At 63.0% G+C, this 21,698-nt stretch carries 20 protein-coding genes; 12 read left to right on the forward strand and 8 right to left on the reverse strand.

The annotated features are described in order from the left end of the window. Position 1: 1 nt before the first annotated feature. From BM70_RS0104565 to BM70_RS0104615, 11 genes are all read left to right on the forward strand, one after another. The gene (locus BM70_RS0104565; protein WP_025854899.1) at positions 2 to 751 is read left to right on the forward strand and encodes an alpha/beta fold hydrolase; all 750 of its coding nucleotides are present in this window, start codon (positions 2 to 4) and stop codon (positions 749 to 751) included. 107 nt (positions 752 to 858) lie between these two features. Further along, positions 859 to 1,629 (forward strand): FadR/GntR family transcriptional regulator, encoded by a 771-nt coding sequence (locus BM70_RS0104570; RefSeq protein ID WP_025854900.1) that lies wholly within the window; start codon positions 859 to 861, stop codon positions 1,627 to 1,629. Positions 1,630 to 1,853: 224 nt separating this feature from the next. Next, positions 1,854 to 3,056, forward strand: coding sequence for an ABC transporter substrate-binding protein (locus BM70_RS0104575; RefSeq protein ID WP_025854901.1), 1,203 nt, complete (start codon positions 1,854 to 1,856; stop codon positions 3,054 to 3,056). A 57-nt stretch (positions 3,057 to 3,113) separates the two neighbouring features. Beyond that, the gene (locus BM70_RS0104580; RefSeq protein WP_016974865.1) at positions 3,114 to 3,974 is read left to right on the forward strand and encodes a branched-chain amino acid ABC transporter permease; all 861 of its coding nucleotides are present in this window, start codon (positions 3,114 to 3,116) and stop codon (positions 3,972 to 3,974) included. A gap of 1 nt (position 3,975) precedes the next feature. Next, the gene (locus BM70_RS0104585; protein ID WP_025854902.1) at positions 3,976 to 4,986 is read left to right on the forward strand and encodes a branched-chain amino acid ABC transporter permease; all 1,011 of its coding nucleotides are present in this window, start codon (positions 3,976 to 3,978) and stop codon (positions 4,984 to 4,986) included. Next, positions 4,983 to 5,732, forward strand: a complete 750-nt coding sequence (locus BM70_RS0104590; protein ID WP_025854903.1) for an ABC transporter ATP-binding protein — start codon at positions 4,983 to 4,985, stop codon at positions 5,730 to 5,732. Before BM70_RS0104585 ends, BM70_RS0104590 begins: the two co-directional genes overlap by 4 nt. Continuing rightward, positions 5,732 to 6,427 (forward strand): ABC transporter ATP-binding protein, encoded by a 696-nt coding sequence (locus BM70_RS0104595; protein WP_025854904.1) that lies wholly within the window; start codon positions 5,732 to 5,734, stop codon positions 6,425 to 6,427. Before BM70_RS0104590 ends, BM70_RS0104595 begins: the two co-directional genes overlap by 1 nt. Before the next feature lie 13 nt (positions 6,428 to 6,440). Continuing rightward, complete coding sequence (locus BM70_RS0104600) at positions 6,441 to 7,709, forward strand: Zn-dependent hydrolase (protein WP_025854905.1); 1,269 nt, start codon at positions 6,441 to 6,443, stop codon at positions 7,707 to 7,709. Further along, positions 7,706 to 9,109 carry an amidase gene (locus BM70_RS0104605; protein WP_025854906.1) on the forward strand — a complete coding sequence of 468 codons (1,404 nt, stop codon included), beginning with the start codon at positions 7,706 to 7,708 and terminating at the stop codon, positions 9,107 to 9,109. Before BM70_RS0104600 ends, BM70_RS0104605 begins: the two co-directional genes overlap by 4 nt. Positions 9,110 to 9,511: 402 nt before the next feature. After that, entirely contained in the window at positions 9,512 to 10,375 is an 864-nt protein-coding gene (locus BM70_RS0104610; protein ID WP_025854907.1) for a LysR family transcriptional regulator, read from the forward strand. Between the two features lie 58 nt (positions 10,376 to 10,433). After that, entirely contained in the window at positions 10,434 to 11,438 is a 1,005-nt protein-coding gene (locus tag BM70_RS0104615; protein ID WP_025854908.1) for a LacI family DNA-binding transcriptional regulator, read from the forward strand. Here BM70_RS0104615 and BM70_RS0104620 read toward each other — a convergent pair. From BM70_RS0104620 to BM70_RS0104645, 6 genes are all read right to left on the reverse strand, one after another. Next, positions 11,435 to 12,160: an SDR family oxidoreductase gene (locus tag BM70_RS0104620; RefSeq protein ID WP_025854909.1), complete on the reverse strand. Its 726-nt coding sequence runs from the start codon at positions 12,158 to 12,160 to the stop codon at positions 11,435 to 11,437. The genes BM70_RS0104615 and BM70_RS0104620 overlap by 4 nt on opposite strands. A 120-nt stretch (positions 12,161 to 12,280) precedes the next feature. Further along, positions 12,281 to 13,813: an FGGY-family carbohydrate kinase gene (locus BM70_RS0104625; RefSeq protein WP_025854910.1), complete on the reverse strand. Its 1,533-nt coding sequence runs from the start codon at positions 13,811 to 13,813 to the stop codon at positions 12,281 to 12,283. Between the two features lie 2 nt (positions 13,814 to 13,815). After that, entirely contained in the window at positions 13,816 to 14,895 is a 1,080-nt protein-coding gene (locus tag BM70_RS0104630; RefSeq protein WP_025854911.1) for an alcohol dehydrogenase catalytic domain-containing protein, read from the reverse strand. 22 nt (positions 14,896 to 14,917) lie between these two features. After that, positions 14,918 to 15,910, reverse strand: a complete 993-nt coding sequence (locus tag BM70_RS0104635) for an ABC transporter permease (RefSeq protein ID WP_025854912.1) — start codon at positions 15,908 to 15,910, stop codon at positions 14,918 to 14,920. Further along, positions 15,876 to 17,384 carry a sugar ABC transporter ATP-binding protein gene (locus BM70_RS0104640; RefSeq protein ID WP_025854913.1) on the reverse strand — a complete coding sequence of 503 codons (1,509 nt, stop codon included), beginning with the start codon at positions 17,382 to 17,384 and terminating at the stop codon, positions 15,876 to 15,878. Before BM70_RS0104640 ends, BM70_RS0104635 begins: the two co-directional genes overlap by 35 nt. Before the next feature lie 63 nt (positions 17,385 to 17,447). Continuing rightward, positions 17,448 to 18,371 carry a substrate-binding domain-containing protein gene (locus BM70_RS0104645; protein ID WP_025854914.1) on the reverse strand — a complete coding sequence of 308 codons (924 nt, stop codon included), beginning with the start codon at positions 18,369 to 18,371 and terminating at the stop codon, positions 17,448 to 17,450. Positions 18,372 to 18,611: 240 nt separating this feature from the next. On the opposite strand from BM70_RS0104645, the gene BM70_RS0104650 reads away from it, so the two are divergent. Further along, entirely contained in the window at positions 18,612 to 19,712 is a 1,101-nt protein-coding gene (locus BM70_RS0104650; protein ID WP_025854915.1) for an SMP-30/gluconolactonase/LRE family protein, read from the forward strand. Between the two features lie 48 nt (positions 19,713 to 19,760). On the opposite strand, the gene BM70_RS0104655 is transcribed toward BM70_RS0104650, so the two are convergent. Together BM70_RS0104655 and BM70_RS0104660 are read right to left on the reverse strand one after the other, a co-directional pair. Further along, a complete protein-coding gene (locus tag BM70_RS0104655) occupies positions 19,761 to 21,203 on the reverse strand; it encodes a PPC domain-containing protein (protein WP_025854916.1) in 1,443 nt (480 codons plus the stop codon). A gap of 113 nt (positions 21,204 to 21,316) precedes the next feature. Beyond that, complete coding sequence (locus tag BM70_RS0104660) at positions 21,317 to 21,697, reverse strand: hypothetical protein (protein ID WP_025854917.1); 381 nt, start codon at positions 21,695 to 21,697, stop codon at positions 21,317 to 21,319. Position 21,698 lies beyond the last annotated feature (1 nt).

Consider the following 21,698-nt stretch of genomic DNA (forward strand, 5'->3'; position numbering starts at 1 on the left):
GATGATTGTTGCAAGACACCTGCTGTGCGCCTGCCTCTGGCTGGTGGCAAGCCTTGCCCAGGCCCGAGCGCTGATTCCACCCACCGCCATCGACTGGCTGCTGGACTGCCCTCTCCCCGCCGTCGAACGCCTGGACCCCGAGGTGTTGCAACGCACCCAATGCGGCATCGTGACCGTACCGCGCAATCATGCCGCGCCCCGGCAAGGCAGCCTGCGCCTCTACCTGACCCGCGTCGGCGCCCTTGACCCGCTGAACCGCGAGGGCGTGGTGTTTGCCCAGCCTGGCGATGCCGCCAGGAAGAACCGGGGCGGTACCTTTGTCGTTCACCTGGCCCGTCTCTGGCGTTCCTACTCCAGCCCGGCCTATCGCACGCTGGTCAATCGCTACGACGTCATCGAACTAGGCAACCGCGACCTCAGCAACGACCACGACATCGAACAGGCCGCTCAGGACCTGGAATTCTTACGCACCCAACTCGGCGATGCCCAGTTGCTCTACCTGGGCCACGCCACTGCCGCCCGCCTGGGCGACCGGTACGCCGCACTGTTTCCCGAGCGGGTTGTACGCATGGTGCTGGTCAACGCACAACCGGCCGAGACGAGCCCTCCCCCGGTCGAACGCCTGCGCCTGAAAGAATCTGCCAGGCAGGACGCCAGCGGGTGTATCAACCGTTGGGTCGGCGACTTCCTGGTCTACGGCAAGCAACCACCGCGATCCACACGTTGTCTTGATTCTGGATCGGAGGAGTAGCAACCCGTTTACGACCTGTTGCCATCGAAAACGACACCCGCCGTTGACGCTGCACTCCGATCGTTATTAAGTGCTATTTATCCGCATTAATACGATAAATCGAACCCATGCTAAGCCGCCCGCTACGACGCAAACGCCAGAAGCTGTCCGATGTGATTGTCGAGTCGGTCAAGCGCTCCATCGTCACCGACGCCTTGAAGCCCGGCGACCGCCTGCCCACCGAGCGCGAGCTGATGGAAAGCTTCCAGTGCTCCAAGGGCTCGGCCCGCGAAGCGCTCAAGGCCCTGGAAGTGGAAGGCTTGGTGAGCACGCGCACCGGCCCCAGCGGCGGCGCCTACCTGAACCAGGCGGGCACCGAACCGGCCAGCCGCGCCCTGCGCAACTACCTGCACTTCCAGCATCTGGATGGCGAGCAGGTGTACCAACTGCGCAAAGTCATCGAAGTGGAACTGGCGGTGTCAGTGCTCGGGCGCTTGAGCGAAGACGATTACCAGGCCCTGCAAGACAACGTGGATTTCTGCAGCGCCCCGGAAGACAGCGAGGCCGGCCAACGCGAGCAACGCCTGGCGGAACTGGAGTTCCACAACCTGCTGGCCAAGGCCTGCCCCAACCCGTTGCTGAGTTTCATGGCGCAGTTCCTCAACGACCTGCTGCGCGACCTGGTGGTGCTGAAAAAAGCCTACAAGCCCAAGCGCAAACAGTTCGATGCCGCCAACCTGGATTATCACAAGCAGTTGCTGATCGCCTTTCGTGCCGGGGATGAAAGCGCGGTGCGCAGCTTGATGCATGAACACATGTGCGATGCCGAACACCACATGACCGCCCTTGAAGGCGAGGTCAGCCCGCACTTTCTACTGGAGTTCGATCACCACCACTGACACACCACGGTACCTACTGTGGCCCCCCAATCAATGTAGGAGCTGGCTTGCCAGCGATGGCATCGACTCAGTTCAACTGACCCACCGGGTTGCCTGCATCGCCGGCAAGCCGGCTCCTACAGAGACAGTGTTTGCCCCAACCAATAACAGGCCTGCCCACAGGCCCTTGCTCCACCGTATCGCCATTGCCACTCCTGCCAATAACTAAACCAGGGAGTCACCCCATGCAGCGTCGTACGTTGTTGAAAGCCAGTCTCACCGCAGCCGCCGCCCTCAGCCTTCCGCTGAGCGTGCGTTCGGCATTCGCCGCCGAGCCTTTTACCTTTTACGGCCTCAAGTCCATGTCTGGCGCGTTTGCCAGCTATGGCAAATTTGCCGACATGGGTTCACGCCTGGCCGTGGAGCAACACCCCGTACTGCTCGGCCGCTCGCTGAACTACAAGGTCATCGACACCGAAGGCAACGCCGGCAAGGCCGTGCGCAAGGTGCAGGAAGCCATCCAGCAGGACGGCGCGCGGTTCTTCCAGGGCTGCACCTTGTCATCGTCGGCACTGGCGGTGGCCAAGGAAGTGGACAAGGTCGGTGGCGTATTCATGACCCCGGTAGGCGCCGATGAAGTCACCGGCAAGGACTGCAACAAGGCGACCTTCCGCTGGTCGGTGCCCACTTATGGCGCGATCCGCGAAACCATGCTGCCGCTGATCAAGCTGCTGCCGGACGCCAAACGCTGGTACACCATCACCCCGCAATACGTGTTCGGCGAAGCGCTGCTCGAAGGCGCCAAGAATGTGCTCAAGGAAAACGGCCTGGAACACATTGGCAACAGCTACCACTCGTTGCAGGAGCAGGAATTCTCCGGCTACCTGACCAACGCCATCGCCGCCAGGCCCGATGTGCTGGTGCTGCTCAACTTCGGCAGCCAGTCGTCCAACACCCTGCGCCAGGCGGTCAACTTCGGCATCAAGGAACGCATGAAAGTGCTGCTGGTGTGGTCCGCCGGCCTCGACCAGTTCCAGGAGCTGGGCAGCGATGTGCTGGAAGGCGTGTACCTCGGCGCGCAGTACTGGCACCAGGTCGACACCCCGCTCAACCGTGAACTGGTCAAGCTCACCCAGGCCAAATACGGCATCAACCCCACCTACCCGCTGGCTGCCGACTACATCAGCACCAAGGTCATGCTCGACACCATCATCGCCACCGGCAGCTTTGACGGGCCGACCGTGGCCAAGGCCATGCAGGGCCTGAGTTTCGAGGGCCCCACCGGCAAGGAATCGATCCGCGCCGGCGACCACCAGGTGATCAAGGATTACTACCTGCTGATCGGCAAAGCCACGGCCGACATGGCCGACAAGGATGACCTGGCCAAGGTGCTCAGCGCCGGCCAGTCGTTCCCGCCCGTGGAGGCCACGGGCTGCACGCTCGGCTGATCCCCTGAATTTTGTAGCGCAGGGCCGCGCAAGCGGCGTCCTGCCGAGGGTTCCTGCATGCTTAATCTTTACCTGTTCCAGATCCTCAACGGCCTTGGGCTGGGGATGATCTACTTCCTGATCGCGGTCGGGCTGACGATCATTTTCGGCCTGCTCAACTTCGTCAACTTCGCCCACGGCGCGTTCTTCCTGTTGGGCGCCTACATCTGCTACACCGCCGTGAGCCTCACCGGCAACTTCTGGCTGGCGCTGCTGATCGCGCCGCTGGTAGTGGCCGCGCTGGCCTGGGCCATCGAGCGATTGCTGATCCAGCGGATCTATCACCTGCCGCACATGTTCCAGATCCTGGTGACCCTGGGCATCGCGCTGATCATCCAGGAAGCCAGCGTGATGATCTGGGGCCCGGTGGGCAAGAGCGTCGCCGTGCCGGAACTGCTGCGCGGCGTGCTGGTGGTGGGCGACTTCGTCTACCCCTACTACCGCCTGTTCCTCATCGTGTTCTCCGGGCTGGTCGGCCTGGGCCTGTGGCTGCTGCTGGAGCGCACGCGCTTCGGCGCCCTGGTGCGGGCCGGCAGTGAAAGCACCGAAACCGTGTCGCTTTTGGGCACGAATATTTTCCGCCTGTTCTCCATGACCTTCGCCCTCGGCGTGGCCCTGGCCGGCGTTGCGGGCGTGCTGTTCGCCCCGTTGCGCGGCGCCCAGCCCTTTGTCGGCCCGGAGATTCTCGGCGTCGCCTTCGTGGTGGTAGTGATCGGCGGCATGGGCTCGTTCAGCGGTGCGCTGGTCGGCGGTTTGCTGGTGGGCGTGGTGCAAAGCCTGATGACCACACTCTGGCCCCAGGGTGCGAGCCTGATGATCTACGGCGCCATGGCCGTGGTGATTCTGGTCCGTCCCTACGGCCTGTTCGGGAGAGCCTGACATGAGCGAGAAAAATCCCCTGCCGTTTGCCAAGACCCAGTCCAAGGCCATGTTGCTGTGGGTGCTGGCGGTGCTGATCGGCCTGCCGTTGATATTGCCCTCGGCGACCCTGGCCACCGAGATCCTGATCTTTGCCATGGCCGCCCTGGCCTGCAACCTGTTGCTGGGCTACACCGGGCTGCTGTCGTTCGGCCAAGGCATCTTCTTCGGGGCCGGCGCGTATTGCGCGGCGCTGCTGATGATCCACCTGCAACTGGGGCTGTTCACCGCATTGCTCGGCGCCGCCATCGCGGGAGGGTTCCTCGCATTGCTGGTGGGCGCCCTGGCGATCCGCCGCACCGGCATCTACTTCGTGATGCTGACCCTGGCCTTCAGCCAGATGGCGTACTTCGTCGCCTACACCCTCAGTGACTGGACCGGCGGCGACAACGGCCTGCTCAGCGTGCCGCGCCCGGAGATTCGCCTGGGAGACACCGTGCTGCTGTCGCTGACCGACGCCCGCGCGTTCTACGGCTTTGTCGCGGTGCTGTTCCTGCTGATCTTCATCGGTGCCCGCCGGGTGATCGCCTCGCCCTTTGGCAGCACGCTGATGGCGATCCGCGAAAACGAAACCCGTGCCTCGGCCATCGGCTATGACACACGCCACTTCAAGATCCTGGTGTTCGTGCTGTCCGGCGCGGTCACTGGCATCGCCGGCGCGCTGTACGCCATGCTGCTGCACTTTGTGCCGCTGTCGAACATCGACCTGGCGATGTCCGAGAACATCCTGATCATGACCATCGTCGGCGGCACCGGTTCGCTGTTCGGTTCGTTGCTGGGCGCCGGCTCCATCGTGCTGCTCGGGGATTTCCTCTCCGACCTGTGGCCACGCTGGCTGATGCTGCTGGGGGTGATCCTGATCCTGGTGGTGATCTTTATGCGCGGCGGTTTGTGGGGCGGCCTGGCGTCGCTGTTCGAGAAGGTGCGCGGCAGCCGCAAGAGCGCCGCTGTCGCCAAGGAGAAAGTGCTATGAGCATCCTGCTGGAAACCAAGGACCTGGAATTGGCCTACGGCGCCTTCCATGCGGTGAATGGCGTCAACCTCAAGGTCGAGGCCGGTACCATCCACACCATTATCGGCCCCAACGGCGCCGGCAAGACCAGCCTGTTCCACTGCCTCACCGGCGAACGCCAGGCCACCGCCGGGGCGATTCATTTCGACGGCAACAACCTGATGCGCAAGCCGGCCCACGGCCGTGTGGGCCTGGGCATGGCGCGCTCGTTCCAGCTCACCAGCCTGTTCCAGAACCTCAGCGTGCGTGAAAACCTGCGCCTCGCCGCCCAGGGCCGCGACGGTGCACGCGCACTGAATTTCTGGCGCCGCGTGGACAGCAAGCGCGAACACCTAGAGATGGCCGACCAGGTGCTGGAACGTCTGCAACTCACCGCCCGCGCCGACACCCTGGCCGGCGAGTTGTCCCACGGCCAGCAACGGGTGCTGGAGGTGGGCATGTCGATCTGCTCCAAACCCAAACTGTTGATGCTCGACGAGCCCACCTCGGGCATGGGCATCGATGACATCCCGATCATGACCCAGTTGATCAGCGACCTTGGCCGCGACCACACGGTGCTGCTGATCGAACACAACATGAGCATTGTCATGTCCATCAGCCAACGCATCACGGTGATGAGCCACGGCCAGATCCTGGTGGAAGGCACGCCGGAATTCGTGCGCGCCGATGAACGTGTGCGCACGGCGTACCTTGGGGAGGCTGCCTGATGCTGATCGTCGAGAATATCCATTCCTACTACGACAAGAGCCACGTGCTGGAAGGCGTGTCGCTGACCGTCAACCCCGGCGAACTGGTGACGCTGCTGGGCCGTAATGGCGCCGGCAAGACCACCACCCTGCGCAGCATCCTCGGCATCATCTGCCCGCGCCAGGGCCAGATTCACTTCAATGGCCAGGCGCTGGTGGGTCAGAAAATCTTTGAAATCGCCCGCCAGGGCCTGGCGCTGGTGCCGGAGAACCGCGGAATTTTCCGCCTGCTCACAGTCGAGGAAAACCTGCGCATCGCCACGCGCAAGACCAGCCGCTGGCAGCTCGAAGACGTCTACGGCATGTTCCCGCGCCTCAAGGAGCGGCGCAAAAACGCCGGCCACGCACTGTCTGGCGGCGAGCAACAGATGCTCGCCATCGCCCGCGCCCTGCTCAACGACCCCAAGCTGCTGATCCTCGATGAACCCACCGAAGGCCTGGCCCCGGTGATCGTCGACGAACTGGTGAAGATCCTGCGCAAGGTCAAGGAAGACGGCCTGCCGGTGCTGCTGGTGGAACAGAACCTGATGGTCTGCGACAAGCTCGCCGACCGCCATTACGTGCTCGAACAGGGCCGCGTGGTGTACGAGGGCAGCGCCGAAGCCTTCCGCGCCGACCCTACGATCAAAAACCGTTATTTGGCCCTGAGTGCCTGACCGGAGATTGCACATGAATAGTTTCGCGCAACCGCTCAAGAGCAACGCCCCGCTGATCAACCGCGACCGCCTGTGGCAATCGCTGATGGACCTGGCCCGACTCGGCGCCACCGCCAAGGGCGGCGTGTGCCGCCTGGCCCTGACCGACCTCGACCGCCAGGCCCGCGACCTGTTTGTGCAATGGTGCGAGGCGGCTGGCTGCAGCGTCAGTGTCGACGCCATCGGCAATATCTTTGCGCGCCGTGCCGGGCGCAACCCCGCCCTACCCCCGGTGATGACCGGCAGCCATATCGACACCCAACCCACCGGCGGCAAGTTCGACGGTTGCTACGGGGTGATGGCCGGGCTGGAAGTGATCCGCACCCTGAATGACCTGGGCATCGAAACCCAAGCGCCGATTGAAGTGGTGGTGTGGACCAACGAAGAAGGCTCGCGTTTTCCGCCCTGCATGATGGGCTCCGGGGTGTTTGCCGGTAAGTTCGACTTGCAGGACACCCTCGACAAAGTCGATGACCAGGGCCTGTCGGTGGGCGCCGAATTGCAGCGCATCGGGTATGCCGGCTCCCGCGCGGTACTCGGCCACCCGGTGGGCGCGTATTTCGAGGCGCATATCGAGCAGGGCCCGGTGCTGGAAGACCAGGCCACTACCATTGGCGTGGTCATGGGTTGCCTGGGCCAGAAGTGGTTCGACCTGACCTTCACCGGCGTCGAAGCCCACGCCGGCCCGACGCCGATGCACTTGCGCAAGGACGCTCTGGTGGGCGCCGCCGAAGTGGTCAGCGCGGTCAACCGCATCGCCCATCAGCAGCAGCCCCACGCCTGTGGCACCGTGGGTTGCCTGAGCCTGCACCCCGGCTCGCGCAACGTGATTCCCGGCCAGGTGCACATGACCCTCGACCTGCGCCACCTGCACGCGGACAAGCTGCAAGCCATGGTCGATGAAGTGCGCGGCGTGATCGAAGCCACGGCCGCCAGGCATGGGCTGACGTTTGAACTGACCCCCACCGCCGACTTCCCGCCGCTGGACTTCGCCCCAGCCTGCGTCAACGCCGTACGGGAAGGCGCCGCGGCCTTGGGCTTGAGCCATATGGACATCGTCAGCGGCGCCGGGCACGACGCGATTTTTGTCGCCGAACTGGGTCCGGCCGGGATGATCTTTGTACCGTGCGAAGGTGGCATCAGCCATAACGAAATCGAAAACGCCGCGCCAGACGACCTGGCGGCAGGCTGCGCGGTGTTGTTGCGCGCCATGGTCAATGCGGCGCAGGGGGAAATCGCATGAGTGAGATCGGCCAACTGACGGCAGTGCAACTGCTGCAGCATTTTCGCGACAAGACCTTGTCGCCGGTGGAGGTCACCGAAGACGCCTTGCTGCGGATCGAACGCTACAACCCGGTGGTGAACGCCTACTGCCACGTGGACCCGGAAGGCGCGCTGAACGCCGCGCGCGCTTCGGAACAACGCTGGCTTAACGGCCAACCCTGCGGCGCGCTGGACGGTGTGCCGGCGTCGATCAAAGACCTGACGTTGACCGTCGGCATGCCCACCCGCAAGGGCTCGCGCACCGCATCGGCCGAAGGCCCGTGGGACGTCGACGCCCCGTTCACAGCCTTTATGCGCAAGGCCGGCGCGGTGCTGCTGGGCAAGACCACCACCCCGGAATTCGGCTGGAAAGGCGTCACCGACAACCCGCTGTACGGCATCACCCGCAACCCCTGGGACACACGCACCACGGCGGGCGGCTCGTCCGGCGGCGCAGGGGCGGCGGCGGCGTTGAACCTCGGCGTATTGCATCAGGGCAGCGATGCGGGCGGTTCGATCCGGATTCCCTGTGCGTTTACCGGCACGTTCGGGATCAAGCCGACCTTTGGTTATGTACCGCAGTGGCCGGCCAGTTCCATGACCATTCTGTCGCACCTGGGGCCGATGACCCGCACGGTGGAAGACAGCGTGTTGATGCTGCAGACCATCGCCCAGCCGGATGCGCGAGATGGCTTGATCGGTGCCCCACGGACCACACCGTGGTTATCGGGCGCGGCGGATTTGAAAGGCTTGCGCGTGGCCTACAGCCCCAGCTTCGGTTACGTCGATGTCGACCCACAGGTGGCCAAGGTGGTCGCCGAGGCGGTTCGCGGTCTGGAACAACTGGGCGCGCAGGTCGAGCAGATCGACCCAGGGTTCAGCGACCCGCTGGAGGTGTTCAGCACCTTATGGGCAGCCGGCGCCGCACGCCTGACTCGGCCGATGAGCGCGGCACAAAAACAGCTGCTGGACCCTGGCCTGCTGCGCATCGCCCAGCGCGGCGAGCGGTTGAGCCTGGATGACTTCAACGCAGCCCTTGAAGCCCGCGCCGCACTGGTGGCACGCATGGCGGCGTTCCATGAGCACTACGATGTGCTGGTGTCACCGATGATGCCGATCACGGCATTCGAAGCCGGCCACGATATACCGCCCGGCTCCGGCTTGCAGGAATGGACACAGTGGACGCCCTTCACCTACCCCTTCAACCTCACCCAGCAGCCGGCAGCGTCGGTCCCGTGCGGGCTGGCGGCGAATGGCTTGCCGGTGGGCTTGCATGTGGTGGGCGCGCGGTTTGCCGACGACCAGGTGTTGCGGGTGTGCCACGCCTACGCGAAGGCCTTCCCGACCCAGCACCTCCAAGCCCCACAAACCCCAACCTGAAATGCCCACCTGTAGGCGCCGGCTTGCCGGCGATGGTGCCGTGTCAGCCCCTCACCCGTCACCGACACACCGCAATCGCCGGCAAGCCAGCTCCTACAAGACCACGTATCCACGATGCGAAGCGAGCCGCTTCTGATCTTGATCCTAGGCGCCCCCCCAAATACCTGTCGGATTACGGGCACACCGAGCCTAGGCGAGGTGCCGAGTGTTGGGGCAAGAGCGTTTTGCTTACTTTGCCGCTTTTGCAAAGTGAGCCGCCGTAAGGGCAGAACCCATAGCAGCCGTTACCGCAGCAACGGATATGTACTCAGTCGCCTGCCAGGCCGCCATCGCAGGCAAGCCAGCTCCCACAGTTTCAACCACATTCCATTACACTGTCCCCCATTCATCCCCGGGGGCTTCATGGACATCGAACTGGCACGCACCTTCCTCGAAATCACCCGCTGCGGCAGCCTGGCCGCTGCGGCCGAGAAACTGCACGTCACCCAGACCGCCATCACCGCGCGGGTCAAAAGCCTCGAAAGCCAGCTAGGCAGCACACTGTTCGTGCGCAACCGCGCCGGCGCCAGGCTGACCGCCGACGGCGAGGCCTTCGTGGTATACGCCAACCAGTTGCTGCAAACCTGGGAAGCCGCAAAACGCGACCTGCCGCTGCCCGATGGCTACCGCAACGTGCTGCACATCGGCGGCGAGGTCAGCCTGTGCAACCCGCTGATGCTCGGCTGGGCCCAGGCCCTGCGCCAACACATCCCCGGCCATGCGCTGCGTACCGAAGTGCGCGAAGGCGACTACCTGTTGCGCCAGCTGGAACTGGGCGTGCTGGACGCTGCCTTGGTGTTCCAGCCGCAGTACTGGCCCGGCTTGCAAGTGGAGCAGGTGCTGGAAGAAAAACTGATCCTGGTGCAGCTGGTGAGCAACCCGGCCCCCTACGTGTATATCGATTGGGGCCCGGGCTTTCGCCAGCAGCATGACGCCGCCCTGCCCGACAAGGCCCGCGCCGCGCTGAGTTTCAACCTTGGCCCGCTGGCGTTGCAGTACATCCTGGAGAACGGCGGCGCCGGCTATTTCCGTACCCGCGTAGTGCAGAGCTACCTCGACAACGGCGTGATGCAGCGCGTGCCCAAGGCGCCGGAGTTCAACTTCCCCACGTTTGTGGTGTATTCGCGGGCACGGGATTCGGCGGTGTTGCAACAGGCACTGGCGTTGCTGCGTGAAGTGGTCAAGGCCGAAAGTGACTGGTCGCAGCGCTGGGACCCGCTGATTTGAAGCAACAATATCCGTCGCGCATGCTAGCCTGCGGGTGTTTCCTTTCGCAGCCTTACCGATGAACAAGAAAAAGTCCGTCACCATCAGCGACATCGCCAAACAGGTCGGCATGACCACCATCACGGTGTCGCGCGCACTGAGCAAGCCCGATCTGGTCAAGCCGGCCACCCTGGCGCGCATCCTCGAAGTGGCGCGGGAAATGGATTATGTGCCCAACGCCTTCGCGCGCGGGCTCAAGCGCAGTGAAAGCCTGATCATCGGTGTGATCACCGCCTCGGTGGACAACCCGTTCTACAGCGAAATGATCAAGGCGATTTCCCGCGAGGCCAAACAGCACGGCTACACCATCATGCTGGTGGACACCGATGAGCTGGAAGAGCTGGAAAGCAAAGCCGTGGATACCTTGTTGGGCTACCGCGTGGCCGGGATCATCCTGTCGCCGGTCTCGGATGAGCCCAGTTACCAGCCCGACTACCTCGAACGCCTGGGCAACGGCAAGACGCCGGTGGTGCTGCTCGATCGCACGATCCATGACAGCCCGTTCAGCCGCGTGGTGCTCGACAACTACCACAGCGGCATCCAGGCCGCGCACTACCTGCTGCGCCAGACACCCAAGCTCAAGCGCCTGCTGGTGCTGACCGGCCCCGAGCACTCGCGCATCACCGTCGAACGCCTCAAGGGCCTGCGCGAAGTGCTGGCCGAACATCCCCAGGTGCAAGTCGAAGTGCAGGCCGGCGACTACACGCTGATGCCCTCCTACCTGCACACCCTCGACTACCTGGCCGAACACTCGGCGCCGGACGCGATCATGGGCTTCAACCAGTTGATCACCCTGGGCGCCCTGCGTGCGTTGCGCATGCACAACATTCCCCACGACAGCCTGACCATCTGCGGCATCGACCGCCTGCCCTTCGCCGATATCTTCGGGGTGCCCATCGCCTGCGTGGCCCACGATGCGTCCCTGGCCGGCAGCAGCGCGGTACGCCTGCTGCTCGACCGCCTCGAAGACCCGCACAAGCCACGGGACAAGGTGGTCATCGCCGGCCAGTTGGAAAACGGCTAGCGGCTGGTGTAGCCGCCGTCGATGGGCAGGCTGACGCCGCTGATCATGCTGGCGGCGCTGCTCAGCAGGAACAGCACCGGCAACGCCACTTCGACGGTTTCAGCAAAACGCCCCAGCGGAATGGCCGCGAGCGCCGGGTCGCGCTTGGCCGGGTCGGACCAGGCCATGGTTGCCATCGGCGTGAGCGTGACCGTCGGGTTGACGCTGTTGACGCGAATGCCGAAGCGGCCCCACTCGGCGCACTGCACGCGGGTGATCGCATCCAGCGCGGCCTTGGAGGCGCAGTAGCCGAGGTGATCGTCCAGGGCCACCAGCGCGGCCTGGCTGGAAACGTTGACGATGCTGCCGGCGATCTTCGCCTCGATCATTTTCGCCGCCACACGGCTGCCGACCTGGGCGGCGGCGCGGGCGTTGACCTGCATCACCTGGTCGAAGGCGTTGGCGCTGATAGCGGCGGCGGGCTCCAGCCGCGAGATGCCGGCGCAATTGACCAGGCCGTGCAGCGGCGGCAGGTCCTTCAAGGCGTTGTCGAGGGCGGCGCTGTCGGCGATGTCCAGGCACAGAGTGTGGCAGCCGAGTTGGTCCAGGGCCTGCGCGTCGCGGCCGAGGGCGAAGACTTCGGCGCCGCTGGCGATGAGCTGCTGGGCAATTTCACGACCGATGCCGCTGCTGGCGCCGGTGACGAGGATGCGCTGGTGGGTGAAGTCAAAGACTGCGTTCATGGATACACATCTCAAAAACAATGGAGATCCCCTTGTAGGAGTCCGGCTTGCCGGCGATGGCGTCCGTGAGATCGCCATCGCCGGCAAGCCGGGCTCCTACAGTTTTTGGGGCGTGTTGGGTCAGTGGGATTGCAGGGTGTGCATGATCGGTTTCAGGGCCGGATACAGCTTCAGGTACTCGCCGAACGCACGGTCGTACGCCTCGACATTTTCCGCCTTGGGCTCAGCCCGCAACGCCAGCTGCACCCAGCCTTTGTCCATCTCCCCATCACTCACCAACCCCACCGTATGCGCCGCCAGCAACGCTGCGCCCAGCGCCGCTTCCACCTCCTGGACAATGGTGTACACCGGGTACCGCGTGACATCCGCGATGATCTGCATCCACAGGTCCGAATGGCTCGCCCCGCCGACCACGATCAAGCGCGGGTCCAGGGAATGCGCGCCGCGCGTGCCTGCTTCGATGTTGTGCCGCAGGGCAAAACTCACCCCTTCCAGCACCGCGCGATACAGGTGGATGCGGCTGTGATAGAGGTTCAAGCCGACGAAACTGCCACTGGCACGGTCATCCCACACCGGGCTGCGTTCCCCCATCAGGTACGGCAGGAACAACAGGCCCTCGCTGCCCGCCGCAATCGTCATCGCGCGCTGTTCCAACAGCACCAGACTGTCCTGGCCGGAGGCCTTGGCCTGTTGCTCCTCGGCCTGACAAAACTGCTCGCGAAACCAGCTCACCGACGCACCGGCCGTGATCGCACCGCCAAAGATGTACAGGTCACGGTGGCCGTTGTACACGTGGGGCATGCTGACCAGGCCGTGATGGGCGTCCACCTGTTGGTTCAGGTAACCCCAGCACATGCTGGTGCCGATCATTGCCACGTGGTTGCCTGGCTGGGTCACCCCCGCAGCCAAGGTTGCCATGGCCGCATCAACGCCACCGGCCAGAATCGGTGTGCCCGCCTGCAGGCCCAGACGCGCAGCCCAGCCTTCCAGCAACCCACCGACGACCTCCCCGGAATACACCAGACGCTCCGGCATCATCGCTTGCGGTATGCCCAGCGCGTCGAGCATCTCGGCAGACCAGCCGCGCGCCTTCACGTCGTAGACGCCGCCGATATTGCCGGCGCTGCTATGGTCCACCGCCAACTCCCCAGTGAGGCACCAGTTGATATAGCTGTTGGGCGGCAGCAGGTAGCGGGTCTTGGCCCACACCTCTGGCTGGTGCTGCTTGAGCCAGAGCATCTTGGTGAAGCCGTAGTAGCTGTCCACCGAGTTACCGGTCACCGCGAACAGCCGCTCCAGGTCCACCTGCTCGCGCACCCAGGCGACCTGCTCGCCGGCGCGGCGGTCCATCCAGATCAGACACGGGTGCAGCGGTGTGATCTGCGCATCCACCGCAATCCCCGAACCGCCATACAGGCTGCTGATGCACAGGGCCTTGACCTGCTGCTTCGCGACACCCGCCTTGGCCATGCACTGCGCCACGCACGCCTCGACCGCCTCCAGCCAGACCTGCGGCCATTGCTCGGCCCAGCGCACTTTTGGGGTATCCACGCGATACCCCTGGCTGTGCTGGGCGATGATCGTGCCTTGACCATCCACCAGCAACGCCTTGGTGCTCTGGGTTCCTATGTCGACCCCCATCACGTAGTTCATGCTCAGACCACCGGCTTCAACAGCACCTTGATCGACTTGGTCGAGTTCGCCAGTTCAAAGGCTTCGGCCCAGTCGTCCAGCGGGAAGTCATGGGTGACGATGCCTTTGGAGGTGACCAGGCCGCGTTCGAACAGGTCGATGGCGATCGGGTAGCAATAAGGGCCAAGGTGCGCGCCGCGAACATCCAGCTCCTTGCGGTCACCGATGATCGACCAGTCGACGCTGGTCTCGGCGCCGAACACACTGAACTCGACAAAACGCCCGAGCTTGCGGATCAGGTCCAGGCCTTGCGTCACACCGGCCGGCACGCCAGTGGTTTCGATGTAGACGTCGCAGCCATAGTTGTCGGTGAGGCCGTTGATGATCGCACGGGCGTTATCGCGCAACGGGTTGATCACCACATCGGCGCCGAATGTCTTCGCCAGCTCCAGGCGCTCGTCGACCATGTCGATCACCACCAGTTTCTTCGGGGTCTTCAACGCGGCGACCTGGACCATGCACAGGCCGAGGGTGCCGGCACCGGCGATCACCACCACGTCGTCGAGCTGGATATCGCCACGGTTGACGGTATGGATCGAACACGCCATCGGCTCCACCAGCGCCGAGTCTTCCAGCGACACCGACTCGGGAATCTTGTGCACGATGGCGGTCTTGGGGATGCGCATGTACTGGGCCATGCCACCTTCGGCCACTTCACGCTGGAAGCCGAAAATGTTGTGCACTTCGCACATCCAGTACTTGCCGGATTTGCAGAAGCGGCACTTGCCACAGGGCACGATCTGCTCGGCGATCACCTTGTCGCCCACCGCGACGTCGAAGTGCTCTTCGGCGCCCTCGCCCGCCTCCACCACATAGCCGAAGAACTCGTGCCCCGGCACCACCGGTGCCTTGACCCACGGGTTGTCGCCGCCCCAGAACATCGCCGCGCCGGAGTGGCACTTGCAATCACTGGCGCAGATGCCACAAGCGGCGATGCGGATCACCAGTTCGTTCGGGCGTGCCGTGGGTTTGCCGATGCGTTCCAGGCGATAGTCTTTGGGGCCGTGGCAAACGACGGCTTGCATTTCAGTGTGCTTGTCCATGGTGTTCGGTCCTGTCTTGAGTTTATTTATGGCGCTGACGGCTGATAAAGATCGCCAGCAAAATGATCCCGCCCTTGATCACGCTCTGGACGTAGGGCGAAACGCCGAGCATGTTCAGTCCGTTGTTCAATACGCCGAGCAGCATGGCGCCGAGCAAGGTGCCGACGATCACGCCACGCCCACCGGCAATCGACGCGCCGCCGAGTACCACGGCGGCAATCGCATCCAGCTCGAACGACACGCCGGCATTCGGCTGGCCGCTCATCAGGCGCGAGGTGAGTACCAGCCCGGCAATCGCCGCCGTCAGGCCGCTGATGCCATACACCAGCAGCTTGAAGCGCGCGGCACGCACGCCGGACAACCGCACGGCTTCTTCATTGCCGCCAATGGCGTAGATGTAGCGGCCGATGCGCGTGTGCTGCAGCAGCACATAGGCGGCGGCGTAGGTGATCAGCATGATCAGGATCGGCACTTCAATGCCGAACAGGCTCTGGCGACCGAAGAAGCCGAACCACTCCGGCAGCCCGGAAATCGGGTAGCCATCGGTGTACATCAGGCCCAGGCCCCGGGCGATGCCCATGGTCGCCAGGGTGACGATGATCGGCGGCATGTGCAGGTAGGCGACGAACAGGCCGTTGCCGATGCCGAAGGCCACGCCGATCAACATCCCCGCGCCAATCGCCAGGCCGGGGGGCAGGCCCGCGACCATCAACCCCGCCGTGAGCGTGCCGGACAACGCCATCACCGGCCCCACCGACAAGTCGATGCCGCCGGTGAGGATCACGCAGGTCATGCCCACCGCGATAATTGCGTTGATCGACACCTGGCGGGCAATGTTCGACAGGTTGCTGGCGGTCAGGAAGGTGTCGCTGGCGAGGATCATCACCAGGGTCACCACCACCAGCCCCACGAACGGGTAGAAGGCCGGCGAGCGCATCAGCCGCGCCAGGTTGAGGCGCAGCCGGCTGCTATCGCCGGTACTAATGGACGTATTCACTTGAGCCCCCTGTTGCATGGCGCATGACCTCTTGAGGATTGACGGCGGACGCCTCCAGCAGCTTGACGATGGCGCCCTTGTGGAACACGGCGACGCGGTCGCACATGCCGATGATTTCCGGCAGCTCGGAGGAAATCATGATGATTGCGTAGCCCTGTTCGGTGAGGCTGCGCATCAACGCGTAGATCTGCGCCTTGGCGCCCACGTCGATGCCACGGGTAGGCTCGTCGAACACCAGCACGTCGCAGTGGTGGTTGATCCAGCGTGCGATCACGACCTTTTGCTGGTTGCCGCCGCTGAGGTTGAACACACGGCTTTCGCTGCTGGGGGCCTTGATCGACAGTTGTTTCATCAGGCCCTCGACACTGGCGCATTCGCGGCTTTTGTCGATCAGGCCCGAGGCGTTCTGGTACTTGGGCAGGTTGTTCAGGGAGATGTTTTCGCGAATGCTGAAGTCGGTGATCAGCCCTTCGCTCTTGCGGCTTTCCGGGAGCAGGCCGATGCCATGGGCCAGGGCCTGGGCCGGGTCGTCGAGGGTGACTTTTTCGCCACGCAGCCACACGTCTTTGCTCACCGACGGCAGCGCGCCCATCATGCCCAACGCCAGTTCGGTGCGACCGGAGCCGACCAGCCCGGCAAAGCCGAGGATCTCGCCCTTGTGCAACTGAAAGCTGTTGTGGGGGCCGTTGCGCACCAGCTGGATGTCCTTGACCTCCAGCAACAGCGGGCCGCGTGCGCTCGTTGGCTTGGGTGGAAAACTGCACGCCAGGCGACGCCCGACCATCATCTCGACCAGGCGGTCGATGTCGCTGTCGGCCACATCGGTGACGCCGACATTGCCGCCGTCGCGCAACACGCTGATGCGGTCACACACCTGGAAAATCTCCTCCAGGTGATGGGAGATGAAAATCACCGCCACGCCCTGGCGCTTGAGCTCGCGCATGATCTCGAACAGCAGCTCGGCTTCGCTGGGCGTCAGCGTCGCGGTGGGTTCATCCAGCACCAGCAGGCGCGCATCCAGGGCCAGGGCCTTGGCGATTTCGACAAACTGTTGTTCGGCCACGCTCAGGTGCTTGACCGCACAGCGCAGGTCGATGGTCACGCCCAGGCGCTTGAACAATGCCTCGCTGGCTTCGACCATTTCGCGCTTGCGCAACAGGCCGAAGCGGTTGCTCAGCTCATGGCCGAGGAAGATGTTTTCCACCGCCGTGAGGTAGGGAATCAGGCTGAATTCCTGGAACACGATGCCGATGCCGGCGGCAATCGCATCACGGTAGGTCGCGAACTGCTGCGCCTGGCCGTCGATCAGGATCTGGCCTTCGTCCTGGTGCTCGACGCCGCCGAGGATCTTCATCAGGGTCGATTTACCCGCGCCATTTTCTCCGAGCAAGGCATGGATCTCGCCGCGCTCGACTTGCAGGTTGATGGACTTGAGGGCCTGTACGCCCGGGTAACGCTTACAGATGTTTTCCAGCTTCAGAAGACTGCTCATACCGCCGACCTCGTATTCAGAAGGATGACCTGGGCCCCACGGTTTGCGTGGGGCCTGGGCGATTTACCAGCTGAAATCCTTGGCCTTGGCCTGGTCGATCAGGGTGATGTCCACCGGAATGGTGGCCGGCACTTGCGAGCCCCACTTCTTGGCCAGGGCGATGCCCAGGGCAAGGCGGATCTGGTCGCGCGGGTATTGGGCCGAGGTGGCGATGAATTTGCTGCCGGGCTTCTGAATCGCCTTGATCGCTTCGGGCGCGCCGTCGACGCTGACCAGCTTCACGTCCAGGCCGCTGGCCTCGATGGCCGAAAGCGCGCCGAGCGAGCCGTTGTCATTCACGCTGAAAATGCCCTTGAGGGTGGGCTGGGCCTGCAGCATGTTCTCGGTGACGGTCAGCGCCTGGTCACGTTCCTGCTTGCCGTTCTGGATGCTGACAATCTTGATGTCCGGGTGCTTGGCCACGGCCTCCTTGCAGCCGCGTACGCGCTCGAGGATCGGCACCACGGCGATACCGTCGAGGATGGCGATATTGCCTTTGTCACCGATGTTCTTGGCCAGGTATTCACAGGCCTGGAAGCCGGCGTCGAAGTTCTTCGAGCCGACGAAGGAATCCAGCGGGCCGTCCGCCTGGGCGTCTACCGCGACGACCACGACACCGGCGGCGTGGGCGGATTTGACCGCCGATTGCACGCCGACCGAGTCGGTGGGGTTGATCAGCAGGATATCGATGCCTTTCTGCAGCATGTCTTCGACGTCACTGACCTGCTTGGACACGTCGTGGCGGGCGTCGGTGATGATCAGTTTCGCGCCAATGGTCGCCCCGGCTTCTTCGAGGGCGTTTTTCATGGTGACGAAATACGGGTTATTGATTTCCTGGAAAGACGCGCCGATGCGGATGGGCTTCGCAGCGTCGGCGAAAGCAGGGGCAGCGGTGCCGAGGGTGATGCTTACAGCCAATAAACACAGGGTTTTCGGGAGCATTTTCATGGCGTGGTTCTCTGTTTTGTTTTTATTTTTAGAGCAAATGTTATCGTTAACATTTTGCCAGAAGCTAGCAAGGAAATAAGGGGTGTGCAAGCCCCCACTGGTCACCTCGCCTTACAGGGCTCCTGCATTGCACCGCAAAAACTCGCACATTCCCTGCCACCCACTAAGCTCAGCCTCCAACAAAAAGAATCCGAGCACCCTGTACCGGGAGCCGCGCGCCCACGACAACCAGGATTCGTCATGAGTACCCGTCCAAAAAAACTGCGTCATCTGCTGTTCGTGTTGTGCCTGGCGGTGATCGCCTTTTTGCTGTTGATGCCGACCAATGTCCAACCGGTGAACTGGGCACCGCCCAAGGCGCCGTCAATGAAGGACGGCCCCTACGCCGAGAACCAGCGCCTCAAAGGTGTGCAGAGAATCGGCGCCCAGGACATCGCCGGCCCCGAAGCCTTGCTGCTGGATGCCCAGGGTTACCTGATCAGCGGTTTGCATGACGGGCGCATCATTCGCACCTCGCCCGACAGCCGCCGCCTGGAAGTACTCGCCACTACCGGTGGGCGGCCGCTGGGCATGGCGCTGCACCCGGATGGGCGCTTGATCATTGCCGATGGGGTCAAGGGCTTGCTGGCGCTGGAGACCAATCGCCAACTGACCACCCTGAGCACCGGCGCCAACGACGTCGCCTTTGGTTTCACCGATGACGTCACCGTGGACGCCAGCGGGCGCTATGCGTACTTCAGCGATGCATCGAGCCGCTGGGGTTATGGGCAGGACGGTGAGGCCGTGATCGAGCATGGCGGCGATGGTCGGCTGCTGCGCTACGACTTCAACAACGGCACCACCGAGGTACTGCTGGACCAGTTGCAATTCGCCAACGGCGTGGCCCTGGGCCCGGATGAAAATTACGTGTTGGTAAATGAAACCGGCGCCTATCGCATCAGCCGCTATTGGCTCAAAGGTGAGCGCGCCGGTACCCATGACTTGTTTATCGACAACCTGCCCGGCCTGCCGGACAACCTCAGCTTCAATGGCCAGGACCGCTTCTGGGTGGCGCTCTATTCGCCGCGCAACCCACTGCTGGACAGCTTCGCCGGCTACCCCCTGCTGCGCAAGGTGATGGTGCGCGCGCTGATGGTGGTGCCCAAGCCGATCGAGCGCAAAGCCTTTGTGCTGGGGTTGGACACCGAGGGGAAAGTCATCGCCAATTTGCAGGATGGCAGCGCGGGGAATTACTCACCCATCACCACGGCCCGGGAGTATGGCGACTGGTTGTACCTGGGTTCGTTGAAGAGCACGAGCATGGCGCGCTTGCCGTTGTCGCAGGCATTGGCCGGCGAATGAAAAAGGGGCAGCCTCGCCAGGCTGCCCCTTCTCACTTGCACCGTTGAATCAATGGATGATGTCTTGGGTGCAGATGTGCCCGAAGGTCACGTAAGGCACATTCTCGCCGCCCACGCCCACACCAGGGAACTCGTCCAGTTCGATACGCCAGCCACCGAAGTTGAAGGTCGTCGCCCAGTTGTATTTGACGCCGGTGCTGCTGTCCGGGTACTCCACACGGTAGTCGCCGAAGCAGTCACCGATACCGGAACTGGCCTGGGAGGTACCCGCACTGTTGGTGGTGGCCTTGAAGTCGGTCCAGTGGAACTCGGCACCGTCGAAGCGTTTGTCGATACGCAGGACCGGCGTGACACCCAACAACGGTGCGCCAGTGGAGTCGGACCAGTTGGTGGTCCAGTTCACCGTACGTGCAGCCTGGGTCGCCATCCAGAAGATCGAAGCCGGCACCCGCACGACGTTGTCACCCTTCACATCCGACGTGTTCAAGCGCGGCGTAGAGCCCAGGCTCAGCTGGTAGTGCCGGGTCGGGTCCTGAACCACGGCCGGGTTGGCCCGTACACGCACCTTCACCGTGGTGCCTGGTGTGACACTCGGGTAGGTCGAGGTAGAGCCCGCCGGGACGGTGACCCAATTGACGCCATCGAAACGATCGAAAATCCACTGGCTGCGGCTGCCGTTCGCATCACCGGCCAGGTACATGCTCACGCTCTGGCCACGCACCGCCTTGAAGTCGAAGTAGTCAACGTCGTTGGCGTTGTCGAGGTTGCCGGTCACCTTGTTCATCGAGTCCGGCAGCACGAAGGCGGTTTGTGGCGTGTCGTTGGGCTCGTAGGCATCGATATTGGTGTCTACCGCCACGCCAAAGCTGAACTGCGAATTGCTGGCGACCTTGGCGACCATGTACCAGTAGTAATCACCGGCCGGCAGTACACCGTTGAGGTATTCATCGGCATTACCCGCGGCATCCGACGAACCCACCACGCTCAAGTTGCCCTGCCCATCATCCTGGAACAGGGTCAGCGACATGTCGGTGCCCGCACTCTGGTTGACCAGTTGCACCTGGACCCGTGCGTTCTCTGGCAGGTTGAAGTGATAGGCGAACTCTTCACCCTGGGCCACGCCGTTGACGGTGTAGAGGGTATTGATATCGAGTGTCGGGAATAGCGGCACAAAGGCCGCAACGGCGGCGCTTTTCAGTTCGGCCTGGCCAGGCTTTTTCAACTCGCCGACCACGGTGTTGAAAGGCGTGGACTTGACCGCCTGGGTAACAGCCTTGGATTGGCCGGTCTTGGCTGCCTGGAGTTTTTGCTTGAGGCTGGCCGGCACCTTCGCCGCGTCCAGCTTGCCGCCAGATTTGAGCGCTTTGTCCACGGCCTGCTTGACCGCTTCGGCGCTGAGTTTCTGAGGGGGTTGCTCGGCCAGGGCGAAGGCCGAAACGAAGCAGGAGGCCGCCATGGCCGCGCCCAGCATAAAGGCTTTTTTCGATTTCATTTTTTATCCATCCATAGTTAAAAAGTGAAGCTCAGGTGACATCCGGTCACCTGGGATGGAATGTAAGATATGACTGTATGCATGTACAGTATTTTTTGAAAAAATTTCAATTTCTATGGAATGGGGATGTCACACCACCAGCGCCAGAAGCTCCAGACAGCCGTCCCGAAGACCCAGATATAGCCAACTTTATATGGCCACACCACCCAACGCTTAAGCGCTAAAGGAACTGCCGCTAATTCAGCCTTCGTCACAATACCGGCTTCCACATAGCGCTTTGAGTCTGAGAAAAACTCAGAAATAAGCAACATGCGATATTGCCTGTCGATCCACTGGTTTCGCCTCCAAAATCGCTTATTGTCTTGAACCCTTTCGTTCTGACAGAAATAACTTTCCACCTCATCGAGCTTTGCATATTCCGCAAAAATCATCAGTCCCAAGACAACAAACGTCCCGACAAACACCACGATGGTGTAGATGAGAAAAAAATCCATG

The sequence above is a fragment of the Pseudomonas sp. CHM02 genome (assembly GCF_000612585.1).
In the GTDB taxonomy this organism is placed as follows: Bacteria; Pseudomonadota; Gammaproteobacteria; order Pseudomonadales; family Pseudomonadaceae; genus Aquipseudomonas.

Coding starts and splice junctions, on each gene's coding strand:
- BM70_RS0104565 (WP_025854899.1), top strand. CDS start 2: ATGATTGTTGCAAGACACCTGCTGTGCGCCTGCCTCTGGCTGGTGGCA.
- BM70_RS0104570 (WP_025854900.1), top strand. CDS start 859: ATGCTAAGCCGCCCGCTACGACGCAAACGCCAGAAGCTGTCCGATGTG.
- BM70_RS0104575 (WP_025854901.1), top strand. CDS start 1,854: ATGCAGCGTCGTACGTTGTTGAAAGCCAGTCTCACCGCAGCCGCCGCC.
- BM70_RS0104580 (WP_016974865.1), top strand. CDS start 3,114: ATGCTTAATCTTTACCTGTTCCAGATCCTCAACGGCCTTGGGCTGGGG.
- BM70_RS0104585 (WP_025854902.1), top strand. CDS start 3,976: ATGAGCGAGAAAAATCCCCTGCCGTTTGCCAAGACCCAGTCCAAGGCC.
- BM70_RS0104590 (WP_025854903.1), top strand. CDS start 4,983: ATGAGCATCCTGCTGGAAACCAAGGACCTGGAATTGGCCTACGGCGCC.
- BM70_RS0104595 (WP_025854904.1), top strand. CDS start 5,732: ATGCTGATCGTCGAGAATATCCATTCCTACTACGACAAGAGCCACGTG.
- BM70_RS0104600 (WP_025854905.1), top strand. CDS start 6,441: ATGAATAGTTTCGCGCAACCGCTCAAGAGCAACGCCCCGCTGATCAAC.
- BM70_RS0104605 (WP_025854906.1), top strand. CDS start 7,706: ATGAGTGAGATCGGCCAACTGACGGCAGTGCAACTGCTGCAGCATTTT.
- BM70_RS0104610 (WP_025854907.1), top strand. CDS start 9,512: ATGGACATCGAACTGGCACGCACCTTCCTCGAAATCACCCGCTGCGGC.
- BM70_RS0104615 (WP_025854908.1), top strand. CDS start 10,434: ATGAACAAGAAAAAGTCCGTCACCATCAGCGACATCGCCAAACAGGTC.
- BM70_RS0104620 (WP_025854909.1), bottom strand. CDS start 12,160: ATGAACGCAGTCTTTGACTTCACCCACCAGCGCATCCTCGTCACCGGC.
- BM70_RS0104625 (WP_025854910.1), bottom strand. CDS start 13,813: ATGAACTACGTGATGGGGGTCGACATAGGAACCCAGAGCACCAAGGCG.
- BM70_RS0104630 (WP_025854911.1), bottom strand. CDS start 14,895: ATGGACAAGCACACTGAAATGCAAGCCGTCGTTTGCCACGGCCCCAAA.
- BM70_RS0104635 (WP_025854912.1), bottom strand. CDS start 15,910: ATGCAACAGGGGGCTCAAGTGAATACGTCCATTAGTACCGGCGATAGC.
- BM70_RS0104640 (WP_025854913.1), bottom strand. CDS start 17,384: ATGAGCAGTCTTCTGAAGCTGGAAAACATCTGTAAGCGTTACCCGGGC.
- BM70_RS0104645 (WP_025854914.1), bottom strand. CDS start 18,371: ATGAAAATGCTCCCGAAAACCCTGTGTTTATTGGCTGTAAGCATCACC.
- BM70_RS0104650 (WP_025854915.1), top strand. CDS start 18,612: ATGAGTACCCGTCCAAAAAAACTGCGTCATCTGCTGTTCGTGTTGTGC.
- BM70_RS0104655 (WP_025854916.1), bottom strand. CDS start 21,203: ATGAAATCGAAAAAAGCCTTTATGCTGGGCGCGGCCATGGCGGCCTCC.
- BM70_RS0104660 (WP_025854917.1), bottom strand. CDS start 21,697: ATGGATTTTTTTCTCATCTACACCATCGTGGTGTTTGTCGGGACGTTT.